Source organism: Amycolatopsis sp. cmx-11-51, from assembly GCF_047608665.1.
In the GTDB taxonomy this organism is placed as follows: domain Bacteria; phylum Actinomycetota; class Actinomycetes; order Mycobacteriales; family Pseudonocardiaceae; genus Amycolatopsis.
The window spans coordinates 64,353-78,130 of the sequence record NZ_JADNQO010000002.1 but is presented as its reverse complement, the minus strand read 5'-3'; the positions used below and the strand labels follow the sequence as shown (position 1 = coordinate 78,130).

13 protein-coding genes are annotated in these 13,778 nt (G+C 69.6%); 2 read left to right on the top strand and 11 right to left on the bottom strand.

Features of this window, described 5'->3' with window-relative positions:
* Window positions 1-68: 68 nt before the first annotated feature.
* Genes ACM6LU_RS09185 through ACM6LU_RS09175 form a run of 3 tightly spaced genes read right to left on the bottom strand, consistent with a single transcriptional unit; the run spans window position 69 to window position 3,699 of the window.
* Complete coding sequence (locus ACM6LU_RS09185; RefSeq protein WP_414937203.1) at window positions 69-1,394, bottom strand: MATE family efflux transporter; 1,326 nt, start codon at window positions 1,392-1,394, stop codon at window positions 69-71.
* 42 nt (window positions 1,395-1,436) lie between these two features.
* Window positions 1,437-2,633, bottom strand: a complete 1,197-nt coding sequence (locus ACM6LU_RS09180; RefSeq protein WP_414937202.1) for a preprotein translocase subunit SecY — start codon at window positions 2,631-2,633, stop codon at window positions 1,437-1,439.
* Window positions 2,634-2,685: 52 nt separating this feature from the next.
* Window positions 2,686-3,699 carry a DHH family phosphoesterase gene (locus ACM6LU_RS09175; RefSeq protein WP_414937201.1) on the bottom strand — a complete coding sequence of 338 codons (1,014 nt, stop codon included), beginning with the start codon at window positions 3,697-3,699 and terminating at the stop codon, window positions 2,686-2,688.
* A gap of 25 nt (window positions 3,700-3,724) precedes the next feature.
* On the opposite strand from ACM6LU_RS09175, the gene ACM6LU_RS09170 reads away from it, so the two are divergent.
* Complete coding sequence (locus ACM6LU_RS09170; protein WP_414937200.1) at window positions 3,725-4,768, top strand: TRM11 family SAM-dependent methyltransferase; 1,044 nt, start codon at window positions 3,725-3,727, stop codon at window positions 4,766-4,768.
* A gap of 104 nt (window positions 4,769-4,872) precedes the next feature.
* Here the strand turns inward: ACM6LU_RS09170 and ACM6LU_RS09165 are convergent, their stop codons facing one another.
* The 7 genes from ACM6LU_RS09165 to rimP form a co-directional block, all read right to left on the bottom strand.
* The gene (locus ACM6LU_RS09165) at window positions 4,873-5,730 is read right to left on the bottom strand and encodes an alpha/beta hydrolase (RefSeq protein WP_414937199.1); all 858 of its coding nucleotides are present in this window, start codon (window positions 5,728-5,730) and stop codon (window positions 4,873-4,875) included.
* A complete protein-coding gene (gene rbfA / locus ACM6LU_RS09160; protein ID WP_414937198.1) occupies window positions 5,711-6,187 on the bottom strand; it encodes a 30S ribosome-binding factor RbfA in 477 nt (158 codons plus the stop codon). The genes ACM6LU_RS09165 and rbfA overlap by 20 nt, the downstream gene beginning before the upstream one ends.
* A gap of 30 nt (window positions 6,188-6,217) precedes the next feature.
* Window positions 6,218-6,511, bottom strand: coding sequence for a DUF503 domain-containing protein (locus ACM6LU_RS09155; RefSeq protein ID WP_414937197.1), 294 nt, complete (start codon window positions 6,509-6,511; stop codon window positions 6,218-6,220).
* Between the two features lie 71 nt (window positions 6,512-6,582).
* On the bottom strand, window positions 6,583-9,657 hold the full coding sequence (infB, locus tag ACM6LU_RS09150) for a translation initiation factor IF-2 (protein WP_414937196.1): 3,075 nt from the start codon (window positions 9,655-9,657) through the stop codon (window positions 6,583-6,585).
* Between the two features lie 145 nt (window positions 9,658-9,802).
* Window positions 9,803-9,997 carry a YlxR family protein gene (locus tag ACM6LU_RS09145; protein ID WP_414937933.1) on the bottom strand — a complete coding sequence of 65 codons (195 nt, stop codon included), beginning with the start codon at window positions 9,995-9,997 and terminating at the stop codon, window positions 9,803-9,805.
* A 131-nt stretch (window positions 9,998-10,128) separates the two neighbouring features.
* Window positions 10,129-11,169, bottom strand: coding sequence for a transcription termination factor NusA (gene nusA / locus ACM6LU_RS09140; protein WP_414937195.1), 1,041 nt, complete (start codon window positions 11,167-11,169; stop codon window positions 10,129-10,131).
* Window positions 11,166-11,705, bottom strand: coding sequence for a ribosome maturation factor RimP (rimP, locus tag ACM6LU_RS09135; RefSeq protein WP_414937194.1), 540 nt, complete (start codon window positions 11,703-11,705; stop codon window positions 11,166-11,168). Before rimP ends, nusA begins: the two co-directional genes overlap by 4 nt.
* A 136-nt stretch (window positions 11,706-11,841) precedes the next feature.
* Between rimP and ACM6LU_RS09130 the strand changes: the two genes are divergently transcribed.
* Window positions 11,842-12,780: a ferritin-like domain-containing protein gene (locus ACM6LU_RS09130; protein WP_414937193.1), complete on the top strand. Its 939-nt coding sequence runs from the start codon at window positions 11,842-11,844 to the stop codon at window positions 12,778-12,780.
* Between the two features lie 359 nt (window positions 12,781-13,139).
* Here the strand turns inward: ACM6LU_RS09130 and ACM6LU_RS09125 are convergent, their stop codons facing one another.
* Window positions 13,140-13,760, bottom strand: coding sequence for a hypothetical protein (locus ACM6LU_RS09125; protein ID WP_414937192.1), 621 nt, complete (start codon window positions 13,758-13,760; stop codon window positions 13,140-13,142).
* Between the last annotated feature and the right edge of the window lie 18 nt (window positions 13,761-13,778).

Sequence of the window (13,778 nt, the reverse complement as noted above, 5' to 3'; positions counted from 1 at the left end):
GTTTAGTCCTCTAGTTGCGGTACTTGCGCGTGCAACTACCGCAACTAGAGGACTAAACGCGGCGGGGGTCAGACCACGCGGACGGCGCCCACCACGGCCCACCGCCCCGACCGCCACCGCACCAGCAAGGTAGCCAGCCGCAGCACCATGAACAGCGAGAGCCCGGTCCAGATCCCGGCCAGCCCCCAGCCGAACGCGAGCGACAACCAGACCAGCGGCAGGAACCCCAGGGCCGCGCTCAGGAGCGTCGCGTTGCGCAGGAACGCGGCGTCGCCCGCGCCGAGCAGGACGCCGTCCAGCGCGAACACCACCCCGGCGATCGGTTGCAACGCGACGAAGAACCACCACGCGTGCGGGATCTCGCCGAGCACGCCTCCGTCCGACGTGAACACTTGCGGCAGCACCCCCGCCAGCGACGCGAACACGACCCCGAGGAAGCAGCCGAACACCAGGCCGTAGCCGGTGATCTGGCGCGACACCTCCCGCGCCCGTTTGCTCGCGCCGGCGCCGAGAGCGGCCCCCACGAGCGACTGCGCGGCGATCGCGAGCGAGTCCAGCACGAGGGCGAGGAACGTCCACAACTGCAGCACGACCTGGTGCGCGCCGACCGCCTCGGTGGATGTCCGCGCGGCGACCGCGGCGGCGGAGACGAAGCACGCCTGGAAGGCGAGACTGCGCAGGACCAGGTCCCGGCCGAGGCCGAGCTGGGCGCGCATCACCTTCGGCTCCGGGCGCAGCGGGACCCGCTCCCGCATCAGGGCCACGATGAACAGCGACGCCGAGATCACCTGCGCGACGACGTTCGCGATCGCCGAACCTTCCAGCCCCCAGTCCGCGCCGTACACCAGCACCGGGCACAGCACGGCGGAGATCCCGTTGCCCGCCAAGACATAGCGCAACGGTTTCGCGGAATCCTGCACGCCGCGCATCCAGCCGTTGCCCGCCATCGTGATCAGGATGAACGGCGTCCCGAACAGCGCGATCCGCAGCCAGGAGACGGCGGCTTCGGTGATCGCGGCGTCCCCGGAGAGGACCCGGGCGATGGGCGCGGCCAGCAGTTGCCCGGCGACGATCACGACCAGCCCGACGATCACCGCCAGCCAGGTCGCCTGGACGCCTTCGCGGACCGCCTCACCACGACGTCCGGCGCCGTGCAGCCGCGCCGTCCGCGCCGTGGTGCCGTAGGAAAGGAACGTCAGCTGGCTCGAAACCTGCGACAACACGACACCGCCGACGGCGAGCCCGGCCAGCGGCAACGCGCCGAGATGCCCGACGACGGCCGTGTCCACCAGGACGTACAGCGGCTCGGCCGCGAGCACGCCGAGCGCGGGCAGGGCGAGCCCGAACACACGTTTCGGCGGGATGCGCTCGTCGGTTTCAGAAGCTTCAGGCACCACGGCAGACTAAAGGTCCGGTACGACAGTCCCAGCCGCCGCTCAGCGGAGGAACGGTTCATAGCGTCGCTCCTGGCGCAGTGCCTCGATCTGCCTCGTCGTGTCGAGCGTGACACTGACGAGGAAGACGAGGACCACCTGCAGGGTCACCCCGGCGACGGGAACTCTCGGGCTCGCGTCCAGCAAAGCCAGGCCGAGGGCCGGGATCAGCGCGACCACTCCGGAACAGACCGCCCCGAAGGCGAGGATCCGGTGGTTCACGTAGCCGAGGTATTCGGCGGTCGGGTTTCCCGGCCGGATCCCGGGGACGAAGCCACCCACCCGCACCAGTTCGCGAACCACCTTGACCAAGTCCTGCGTCGCGGCGGCTCTGATGAAAGCGAAGAGGCAGACGAGGACGAAGTAGACCGCGATCCGCCCGGGGTCCCCCTCGTCGCGCAGCCACCCCGACCAGCTCACGTCGGGCCAGAACACCGGCACGGACAGCAGCACCGCGGCGAGGACGGCCGGGCTGTTGGCTTGGCGGAACCGAAGAGGAATGTAGGTCGGGGTCCCGCCATAGGCGCGCACGCCGATCATCCGCTTGGCGTACTGCACCGGGACGCGACGCTGTCCCTGCGCGACGACGATCGTGATCACCGTGATCGACAGCGTCACCACGGCCATGACCGCGATGGCGGTCCAGCCCACCCTTTCGTACAGGCGCAGGAACGCCGACGGCAGCACCGCCAGAACCTGTGCGAGCAACAGGATCCGGACACCGTCACCGAATCCCCGGTCGGTGATCACCTCGGTCAGCCGCAGGACCAGCGCACTGCCCGCCGTCAGGCACGCCACGGCGACGGCTCCGTGTCCGTCGAGGACATCCTGACCACGGAGCCCGAGCACACCGATGGCGCCCACGAGACCGAGTACGACGGTGAGCCGTCGCCGGTACCGCGTCAGCACGCGGGCGCCGGCTTCACCTTCGGCCCGGAGCGCGGCCAGCCGCGGGATCACGACGATCAGGGCTCGCAGGAGTGGCGGGGCGGCCAGGCAGGGTAGGACGCCGAACGCGAACACCGGCAGGGTGGACAGGCCGCCACCGGTGAGGAGGTCGAGGATCCAGCGCAGCGGGTGGTCGTCTTCCGGCGCGCGGACGGTCACGTAGGGAGCGGGCAGGCACTGGCCCAGCCGGAACAGCACGATCACGCCCAGCGTGACCAGGATCCGGCGGTGGAGGGAGGCGTGGGTGTTCATCGTGAGGATCACGGTAGGGACGACGGATGAAATTCCGATGACACCGCCCGGATTACAGCAGCGGTGCCCGCGACAGCGCCGCCCTCAGCTCGCCGAGTACCTCGTCCGCCGTGCCCTCCGCGGTGCATCCGGCCGCCTGGCGATGTCCGCCGCCGCCCAGTTCCCCGGCCGCGGCCGAGACGTCGACACCGCCCGCCGAGCGAAGCGAGACCGTCCACCGCTGCCGCGGCCCGATCGGTTCGGCTTCCTTGAGCACCACGGCGACCCCGGCCTCCCGAGTGGACCGGACGACGTCGATGACCGCTTCGACCTCTTCCCCGCGCACGGTCCGCGCGGCGTCGAGCGTCACGACCGCGTACGCGAGGCCGAAGCCACGCGCCTCGTCCGGTTCGAGCCGGGCTCCCGCGAGAACGTCCGAGAGCATCGGCAGCCACGCGAACGGGTGATCGTCGACGATCTCGCGGACCACCTTGTCCGGGTCGACACCGGCTTCGAGCAGCTTCGCGGCCATCAGGTGGGTGGACGGCCGGGCCCGGCGGAACCCGCTCGTGTCGGTGACCAGTCCCGCGTACAGGCATCGTGCGATCGGCTCGTCGATCTCGGAGCCGAGTTCCCGCAGCAACGCGAAAACGAGCACCGCGGTCGCCTCGGCGGTGTCGTCGACGACGTGCTTGGTGCCGTAGAAGACGTTGGACGCGTGGTGGTCGATCACCAGGACGTCGCCACCGGCCTCGCGCACGGCGTCCACGCGCGGCGCGAGTTTCCCGAGCCTGCCCGGAGTGGGTGTGTCGAGCGCGACCAGCAGCCGTTCACTCTCCGGAAGCTCGCTCGCGGGGACGTAGAGCCCGCCGACGTCCAGGCCTCGCAGGGTTTCGGGCATCTCCTCGGGCTCGCCGACCGAGACGCGGACCTTGACGCCTCCCCTCAGCTGAAGGGCCCTTCCCAGCGCCAGCGCGCTGCCCAGCGCGTCGGCGTCCGGGCGCACGTGGCCGAGCAGTGTCACGTCGTTCGCGCGTGCCAGCAGGGCGGCGGCGTCCTTGAGGTCCTGCGCCAAAGTGGTCGTCACAATCAGTCAAGCTACGCTCTGCGGGATGTCCGAGTACGCGATCCTGGTCTACCCGTCCGCCAACCGGGTGTACACCGATTCCACCCCGGCCCTGCTGCGCGCGGAGCTGGCGGTGTTCGGCCTGTCCGCTTTGGAGACCGAGATCTCCCAGATCGGGGAGACGACACTCGGCGGCGTCGGCTACCTCACCTTCACCACGCCCGCACCGCTGAGCGAACGCGATCTCGCGCTGCTGTCGAACCTTTCCGCGCTGTACGCGCTGTTCGAACTCGGCGACGGTGTCCTGAAACCGGTCACGATCAGTCCGCTGGCGAACTTCGACTCGGATCTGCTGACCATCCAGAAGTACCCGGGCAAGACGAACGAACTGTTCACCAAACTCCTCGTCAACGTCACCCTGCTGGCGACGGCGGACCCGGCCGCGATGCTGGAGAAGCCGCTGCACCTGCTGGATCCGCTGTGCGGCCGCGGCACCACGCTGAACCAGGCGATGATGTACGGCTTCGACGCGACCGGCCTCGACGTCGACGGTAAGGACTTCGACTCCTACGAACTGTTCGTCAAGACCTGGCTGAAGCAGAAAAGGATCAAGCACACCGCCGAATCCGGCCAGGTGCGGCGTAACAAGGTCCGGCTCGGCAGGCGGCTCGACATCGGGTTCGGGATCACCAAGGAGCGGTACAAGGCGGGCGAGGTCCGCAGGCTGAGCTATCTCAACTGCGACACGCTCACCACGGACGAACTGCTGCGGCCGAACTCGGTCGACCTCATCGTCACCGACGCCCCGTACGGCGTGCAGCACGGCAGCCACCGCACCCAGGACGCGTCGCTCGCGCGCAGCCCGCGAGACCTGCTCGCGGCCGCGGTCCCGGTGTGGACGCGGGTGCTGCGGCCCGGTGGCGCGCTCGGCATCTCCTGGAACACCAACGTCGCGCCGCGCGAAGAACTCGCCGCGATCCTGGACAAGGCGGGACTGGAGATCCGGGAGGACGGCCCGTTTTCGGAGTTCTCACACCGGGTCGACCAGGCGATCGTGCGGGACCTGATCGTCGCGGCCAAACCCGCCTGAGCTCCTCCTGTCACCGCAAGTAGTCCTCTAGTTGCGGTAGTTCGCATCGCCAACCATCGCAACTAGAGGACTACTTGCGATGGATTCCGCCGGGATGGCCTCGGTCAGGCGATGCGTTTCCCCACGAACTTCAGGACCTCGGGCATGATGCCGCGCCAGTAGTCGTCGTTGTGCTCGCCGGGGGACATCTTCGCGACGGCGGGGTCGAGGGCCTTGATGAGTTTGCGGTCGGCGCGGGCGAAGGGATCCGAGCTCCCGCACCACACCCCGGTCGACGACGCCGAGAGGTCGCCTGTGTGCAGCAGCGGCTCGTGCGATTCCCATTGCTCCCGGTCGGCGAAAACCTTGCGGGACTTGGCATCGGGCCAGCTTACGAACAGCGCGGCGCTCGCGACGGCGACGGCTTTGAGGTCCTTGTGCTCGCGGGCGTAGCGCAATGCGCCGAAACCACCCATCGAGATCCCGAACATCGCCGACGGCGGCCGCAACTGGCGCTGGGCGAGCCAGCCGGGGAGTTCTCCGGACAGCATCCGCTGGGGATCGTCACCCTTGCCGACGTCCACCCAGTAGTTGTCACCGTCGACGGCGGCCACCGCGAACCCGGGCAGCCCGGCCGCGACCATCTGGTTCAGCGCGTCCTGTACGCCGAGGTTCAGGAACGTCCTGGCGTCCGCGCCGCGGCCGTGCAGGGCGACGCAGACCGGCATCCCGACTCGCGACACGCGATCGGGCGCGATGATGACGAGGTTGACTTCCCGATTCCGGGCCGAGGACCGCATCTTCTGCACCGTGACCGCTTCGGTCAGCGGCGTCGGGCTGTTCGGCGGGGACACCGGCGGCGGTCCCACCAGCGGTGGCTTCTCCGTGCCGCACCCCGCGAGGAGCGTCAGCGCGGTGGCCCCCAGCAACAGGCCACGCCGACTCACGGCGTGGCCCACTCCCTCAGCCTCGGGTCTCCTCATCGGCGAACTCATCGTCTTCGGCCTCTTCCCGCGGCGGCTTGTACGGGTCGGGTTCACCGGCGTGCTGTGCGCCGGTCGCCCGGCGGGCGACCTCCGCGTCGGCTTCCCTGGCCTTCGCGAGGAGGTCCTCGATGCGCTTGGCGTCCTCGGGAATGCTGTCGGCCACGAACGCCAATGTCGGCGTATAGCGGACTCCCGTGCCCTGCCCGACCTTCGTGCGCAGAACGCCACGAGCGGATTCCAGCGCCGCCGCGGCACCGGTGTGATCGGGCGTGGACTCCAGGGTCTCGCCGAGCACCGTGTAATAGACCGTGGCGTCGTGTAGATCCGCCGTGATCTTCGTGTCGGTGATCGTCACGTGGTTGAGCCGCGGATCCTTGATGTCGTGCTCGATCGCGTGCGCGACGATCTGTGAGATCCGCTTGGCGAGCTTGCGAGCCCGAGCGGGGTCGGCCATGGGGATTCGTCTCCTCGAAAAGTCTTTCCGTCAGTCGTCCGGGCCGAGCAGCCGTCGGTGGGCGGAGAGCAGTTCCAACTCCGGCCTTCCGGCCACGAAGCGCTCACACGAGTCGAGCACGTCTCGGACGTGCTCGCCAGTCGCCGCGACCACGGCCACACCGATCAGCGCCCGCCGGTGCAGGTCTTGCTGACCCGCCTCGGCGACGGAGACGTCGAAACGCCTGCGTACCTCGGCCAGCACCGGCTTGATCACGGATCGCTTCTGCTTGAGCGAGTGGACGTCGCCCAGCAGGATGTCGAGCTCAAGAGCTCCTACGAACATGGGGGTTCTGGGTTGGGTAGAAGTGAAGCGGCGCTCCCCCGCCCAGATGCGGGGGAGCGCCGCCGTGTCACTTACGCACGCGGCTTTTCGCGCTGCTCGTACGTCTCGATGACGTCGCCGAGCTTCAAATCGCTGTAGTTACCCAAGGTGAGACCACACTCGAAGCCCTCGCGGACCTCGGTGACGTCGTCCTTCTCGCGCTTCAGCGAGTTGATCGGCAGGTTCTCGATGATGACGTTGCCGTCACGGAGGAGACGACCCTTGGCGTTACGCCGGATCTCGCCCGAGATGACCATGCAACCGGCGATCGTACCGACCTTCGACGACTTGAAGATCCCGCGGATCTCGGCCTTGCCCAGCTCGACCTCTTCGAAGATCGGCTTGAGCATGCCCTTGAGCGCGGCTTCGATCTCGTCGATCGCCTGGTAGATGACCGTGTAGTACCGGACGTCGACGCCCTCGCGGGTGGCCCGCTCGGTCGCCTTGCCCTGTGCCCGCACGTTGAAGCCCAGGACGATCGCGTTGGACGCGGTCGCCAGGTCGATGTCGGACTCCGTGACGCCACCGACACCGCGGTGGACCACGTTGAGCTCGACCTCTTCTTCGCCGACATCCAGCTGCATCAGCGAGGCTTCGAGGGCCTCGACCGTACCGGAGTTGTCACCCTTGATGATCAGGTTGAGGGTGCTCGTCTCCTTCAAGGCCTCATCGAGGTCTTCCAGGCTGACCCGCTTACGACGCGACGCGTTGAGCGCGTTGCGGGTACGGGCCGAACGCCGCTCGGCGATCTGCCGGGCGACCCTGTCCTCGTCGACGACGAGGAACGTGTCACCGGCGCCGGGCACCGAGGTGAACCCGATGACCTGGACCGGACGCGACGGGGTCGCTTCGATGACGTTGACGTTGTGCTCGTCGACCATCTTCCGCACGCGGCCGTACGCGTCACCGGCGACGACGGAGTCACCGACGCGCAGCGTTCCGCGCTGGACCAGCACCGTGGCGACCGGACCGCGACCGCGGTCCAGATGCGCCTCGATCGCGACACCCTGGGCCTCCATGTTCGGGTTGGCCCGCAGGTCGAGTGCGGCATCCGCGGTCAACAGGATCGCCTCGAGGAGACCATCGATGTTGATGTTCTCCCGCGCCGAGATCTCGACGAACATCGTGTCGCCGCCGTACTCCTCGGCCACGAGGTTGTACTCGGTGAGCTGCTGCCGGATCTTGTCCGGGTTCGCGCCCTCCTTGTCGATCTTGTTGATCGCGACCACGATCGGGGCCTTGGCGGCCTGCGCGTGGTTGATCGCCTCGACCGTCTGCGGCATGACGCCGTCGTCGGCCGCGACCACGATGACCGCGATGTCCGTGGCGTTCGCACCACGAGCACGCATGGCGGTGAACGCTTCGTGACCCGGGGTGTCGATGAACGTCACGAGGCGCGGGTTGCCCTCGAGCTCGGTCTCGATCTGGTAGGCGCCGATGTGCTGGGTGATGCCACCGGCTTCGCCCTCGCGCACCTTCGTCTTGCGGATCGTGTCGAGCAGGCGGGTCTTACCGTGGTCGACGTGACCCATGATGGTCACGACCGGCGGACGGACCTGCAGGTCCTCTTCCTCACCCGCGTCTTCGCCGTAGGTGATGTCGAAGGTCTCCAGCAGCTCGCGGTCTTCTTCCTCCGGGCTGACGACCTGGACGACGTAGTTCATCTCGCCGCCGAGCAGCTCGAGGATGTCGTCCGACACGGACTGCGTCGCCGTGACCATCTCACCGAGGTGGAAGAGCACCTGCACCAGCGAAGCCGGGTTGGCGTCGATCTTCTCGGCGAAGTCGGTCAGCGAAGCGCCACGCGGCAGGCGGATCGTTTCGCCGCTGCCCTTGGGCAGGCGAACGCCACCGACGCTGGGCGCCTGCATGTTGTCCATGTACTCCATGCGCTTCTGGCGCTTGGACTTCCGGCCCTTGCGAGCGGGACCACCGGGACGCCCGAAGGCACCCGCGGTACCGCCGCGACCACCGGGACCGCCACGACCGCCGCCGCCACGGAAACCGCCGCCACCGGCCGGGGCACCGCCGCCGCCACCGGGGCCACCGCCACCGGGACGGAAACCGCCGCCGCCGCCACCGCCGGGACGGAAACCGCCACCGCCGCCACCGCCACCGGGACCGCCGCGGAAACCTCCGCCGCCGCCACCGGGACCGCCACGAGCGCCGCCACCGGGGCCACCACGGGCTCCGCCGCCGGGGCCACCGGGACCACCACGAGCGCCACCGGGACCGCCGGCCGGACGGGCCGGGCGGCCCGGCATCATGCCGGGGTTCGGGCGCGGGGGCATGTTGCCAGGGTTCGGCCGGTTACCACCGGGAGCGCCGCCACCGGGACGCGGAGCCGGACGGTCGCCGCCCTGCCCGCCACCGGGACGCGGCGGACGGTTGTCGCCGCCCTGCTGGCCGCCACCGGGGCGCGGACCGGACGGACGCTGGGCCGGGGAACCGGAACCCACGCCGAACGGGTTGTTGCCGACGCGCGGGGTACGCGGGCCGGGCTTCGGGCCACCGGGCTTGGGACCCTGCGGCTTCGGCGGCACGACGGAACCCTGCGACGGCGTCGAGGACGCCGGCGGGGTGGCCGGCGTAGTCGGCGCGGCCGACGTGGCCGGTGCAGCTGGGGATTCAGTCTTCGCTTCGGCTTCCGGAGCGGCCTTCGCCGCCGGAGCCTGGACCTGCTCCTCCTTCGGCGCCGGCGGCCGGGGGCCGGGGCGCGGACCCGGACGGGCACCCGGGGTGGAGGGACGGGACGGCTGCTGGGCCGGAGCCGGCGCTGCCGGAGCCGCCGGAGCCGCCGGAGCGGACGCGGCCGGGGCTTCGGTCTTCGCCACGGGCGCGGGCTGAGCCTGCTGCGCGGCCGGAGCCGGGGCAGCGGGCTTGGCGGGCGGTGCGGGCGAAGGGCGCGGGCCGGGGTTCGGAATCGGCTTCTTGCTCTTGCCGTCCTTGGACGGGTACGCGTCACGGAGACGACGGGCGACCGGCGCCTCGACGGTGGACGACGCGGACTTCACGAACTCGCCCTGTTCCTTCAACTTGGCGAGAACTTCCTTGCTGGTGATGCCGAGCTCTTTCGCGAGCTCATGTACTCGGGCCTTGCCTGGCACAGCTCTCCTCATCTGGGGAGGCCGGCGGCAGACCCGCAGACCTCGTCCTATTGTCGCGCGTTCATTGATTCAGCTTCACGGCTGACTCATGACGGGTCGACCTGCTTCCTGATTCCAACCGGCACCGGGGATGTCCCGGCGCCTTTTAGCCTTCAGCGAGTCGCTCCAGGCGTTCGTGGACACCCTGGGCGTCGAGCGACCCCGGAACACGAAGTGCTCGGGGAAACGCCCTGCGCCGCTCGGCCTTGGCCAGACAGTCCGGCACGGGGTGCAACCAGGCACCCCGGCCCGGCAACCGCCGACGTTCGTCGACGATCAGCCGTCCATCCGCCGCGACCACTCGCAGCAACTCACCGATCAAGGCCCGCCGACGGCAACCCACACAGGTGCGGACCGGAGTTTCCCGGTCATGCTGGAGGTCGGTTCCCGGCCGCGGGCTCTGAACCACTCGTAAGTCTAGCGCTTCGACCTTCACTCAGCCGAACCGGTTGCCGCGGCGGGCCGCGCCTGCCCGGCGTGTGCTTCTTCACCCTGCTCAGGGGCGGCGTCGCTACGGATGTCGATCCGCCAACCGGTGAGGCGCGCGGCGAGGCGGGCGTTCTGGCCCTCCTTGCCGATCGCGAGCGAAAGCTGGAAGTCCGGGACGACGACGCGAGCGGTCTTGGCCCGCTCGTCGACAACCCGAACCGAGACGACCTTCGCGGGCGACAGCGCATTCCCGACGAACTTCGCCGGGTCTTCGGAGAAGTCGATGATGTCGATCTTCTCACCCGCCAGTTCGCTCATCACGTTGCGCACGCGGGCGCCGACCGGGCCGATGCACGCGCCCTTGGCGTTGACGCCGGGCACCGTCGAGCGGACCGCGATCTTGGTCCGGTGTCCCGGTTCACGCGCGATGGCGGCGATCTCGACCGTGCCGTCGGCGATTTCGGGGACTTCGAGGGCGAACAACTTGCGCACCAGGTTCGGGTGCGAACGCGACAGCGTGATCTGCGGGCCGCGGTTGCCGCGCGAGACGGTGACGACGAAGGCTTTGATCCGGCTGCCGTGTTCGTAGGACTCGCCTGCCACCTGCTCGACCGAGGGCAGCACGCCTTCGATGTCACCGACCTGGATGATGACCATGCCGCGGGCGTTCGCGCGCGCGTCGCGCTGCACCACGCCGGCGACGATCTCGCCCTCCTTGGCGGAGAACTCGCCGAAGGTCTTCTCGTGCTCGGCGTCGCGAAGGCGCTGCAGGATGACCTGCCGCGCGGTGGTGGCGGCGATCCGCCCGAAGCCCTCGGGGGTGTCGTCCCATTCCTCGTCGGTCTGGCCGTCGGGGGTGAGGGTGTGGGCGAGGACGCGCACCAGCCCGCTCTTGTGATCGATGTCGATCCGGGCGTGCGACTGGTGGCCCTCGGTGTGCTTGTACGCGGTGAGCAGCGCGGTCTCGATCGCTTCGATCACCGTCTCGAAGGGGATGTCCTTGTCCCGTTCGATCGCGCGCAGCGCGGCGATGTCGACGTTCACTTCGGCTCCTCCTTCGGTTCGGTGGTGGCGGCGTTCAGGGCCGACGCATCGGTTTCCAACAGTTTCAGGTCCTCGGCAGGTGGTTGCTTGAACTCGATCTCGATGACCGCCTTGGTCACCGAGGCGTAATCGACGTCCCGGATCTCGCCGTCGACGAGCACGCGCGCGGTCTTCTCGCCGGCGTGTCCCACGCGGCCGACGAAGGCGGCGCCCTCGGCCGGGGTGACCTTGACGAGCCGGAACTTCGCGCGCCGCCAGTGCCTCTGCACGGTCAGCGGCCGGTCGAGGCCCGGTGAGGTGACTTCGAGCGTGTACGCGCTGGCGATCACGTGCTCGTTCTCGTCGAGCACGGCGGAGACGGCGCGGCTGACGCTCGCCACCTCGTCCAGCCCGACGCCGTCGTCCCCGTCGACGACGACCTTGACCAGCTGACGGCGGCCTGCTTGCTGGACCTCGAAGGAATCGAGGTCGAAACCCGCGGCCTTGACGGCTTCGGCCACGATGGGCTCCAGCCTGCTGGCGAGGTCGTTGGGCACGGTGAAGCGCTCCTGTCCGGCTGTGGGCGACCCGGCGGCGTGGATCCCGGGTTCGGTAGTGGACCAGCTTATCTGGTGACCCCCGCGTGACGCGCGAGCGGCGGCCCCGCACGGGGTACTGGCAGGATGGGGCGGCGTGACCGGAAGACCGACCGAGCCCACCCTGCCGAGCCGTCGTACTTTCCTGCGAATGGGAGCGCTGGCCGCGTTGGCCGTGCCACTGGCCGCCGCCTGCGGCCCCGGGTACGACGAGAACCCCGACCCGCTGGGCCCGCTGCTGCGCGCGGCGGAGACCGACGCAACGGGCGCGAAGGCGTTGACAGGCGCCGAAGCCGAGTCGGTCGCCTCCGCGCGGGCCGCGCACGCGGCGGCGCTCAAGACCGAGGTGGACCGGCTCAACCGGCCCAAGCCGACGCAGGCCGGACCGGCGGAGAACCCGCCGTCGTCCGTCGACGGTCTCAAGGAACGGCTCGCACAGGCCCGTAAGCAGGCCGAGGGCCTCGTGCCGTCGCTGCCCCGCTACCGCGCCGGGATGGTCGCCTCGATCGCGGCGGGCTGCGCGGCCCTGCAGCAGAGTTCGGACAAACTCGGCCGCGGCGACGACGCGGGTGCCGTCGAGGTGCCCGCCGGTGCCACGCTGGGCCAGGAGACCGCGGAGGCCGTGCAGCAGGCGCTCGCGGCCGAGCACGCGGCGGTCTGGGTGTACGGCCTGGTCAGCGCCTACCTGCCGGCCGCCTTCAGCGGCGCCGTGGGGCGAGGCACGGCCGAGCACGTCAAACGGCGATACGTCTGCGAACGGATGCTTTCCGCCGCGGGCCAGACGCCCACGGGACCGGAAGCCGCGTACGTGCCACCGAAGCCGGTGACCGACGCGAACACGGCGATGGAACTGGTCGCGACGGCGGAATCGGACGCGACGGCCGCCTGGCTCGGCTTGATCGACCGGACAGACGACGGGGCCTTGCGGACGACGGCGTTGAACGCGCTGATCGGCTCGGCGCGGCGAGGGACGGCCTGGCGGGCGGAGTTCGGCGCGAAGCCGGTGGCGATCGCGATGCCGGGTCAGGCGACCTGACGTTCAGGTAGCGAAGTGCGGTGGAGGCGGTTGCGCCCGCAGGTCCGTGAAGGACTCCTTAAGGGACCCAGCGTCCCTTGAGGTTCCCCTCACCCGCACGGAGCGCCACCTCTTGTCCCAGCGACACCACCAGCCACACCGATGGCGCGTGCAGGCCCCTTCAGGCGGGCGAGGCGCTGGCAGTCCGCGAAGGCCTCCTTCACGACGTCACCGTGCAGGCATGGGAAGCATCTACAACTTGGGCACGCGAAAGTCGCTTTCCCACAGGCCAGGCGGGGAAGTCCCCTTCGCTCCTCGGCCCAGAACGAAGAGGCTCATTGCGCTACACGCAACAAAGGGGCCTTCACGTACTTGAAAACTCAGCGGCGCAGGTCACCCGAAAGTCGCAAGGCGTCGGTCGCGATCCGCTCCAGCACCGGCTTGTCGGTCTGCTTGTCGTAGAAACCGGCCAGCACGATGGCCACCTCGGGCCCGGTGACGTGGGAGTCGTAGGCCGCGTCCTGCCCCGAAATCTTCGGGACGCCCTGCCCCTTGAAGGTGCCGTCGCGCACCAGGTCGGACACGTTTCCCGTGCCGTCCTTGTCGGTGAGCGTCTTGAGCTGGGTCGCGGTGACCTCGCCCGGCATGGTGACCAGGACGACCGACACCAGCGCCTTCTTCCCGCCGGTCTCGGTCGTGTACAGCGCCCGCGACAGCCGTGTGCACGGCGTCTCGGTGAAGAACGCCTTGGTGTCGCCGTAGGACTTGCTCGCGCAGTCGGAGGTGACCTGCGGGCCCTCGATCAGCGTGTACTGGAACTGGCCGGTCTTCGACGGCGTGTTCGCGACAGGGGCCGTCTCCGGCTCGTGCCGGATCAGCCACCAGAGCAGGGCCGAGACGACCGCGATGGCGACCAGCCCGGCACCTTTCAGCGCCAGGCCCTTGGTGTCCCTCGGCGGCTTCGGCGCGGGCGGTGGCCCGCCCGGCCCTGCCGGTCGCACCGGCTGAAGCCGGGCCGT

What these genes read in the sequence shown, in the direction of transcription:
- ACM6LU_RS09180 (WP_414937202.1), bottom strand. Translation starts at nt 2,633, where the DNA reads ATGAACACCCACGCCTCCCTCCACCGCCGGATCCTGGTCACGCTGGGC.
- ACM6LU_RS09170 (WP_414937200.1), top strand. Translation starts at nt 3,725, where the DNA reads ATGTCCGAGTACGCGATCCTGGTCTACCCGTCCGCCAACCGGGTGTAC.
- ACM6LU_RS09165 (WP_414937199.1), bottom strand. Translation starts at nt 5,730, where the DNA reads ATGAGGAGACCCGAGGCTGAGGGAGTGGGCCACGCCGTGAGTCGGCGT.
- rbfA (WP_414937198.1), bottom strand. Translation starts at nt 6,187, where the DNA reads ATGGCCGACCCCGCTCGGGCTCGCAAGCTCGCCAAGCGGATCTCACAG.
- ACM6LU_RS09155 (WP_414937197.1), bottom strand. Translation starts at nt 6,511, where the DNA reads ATGTTCGTAGGAGCTCTTGAGCTCGACATCCTGCTGGGCGACGTCCAC.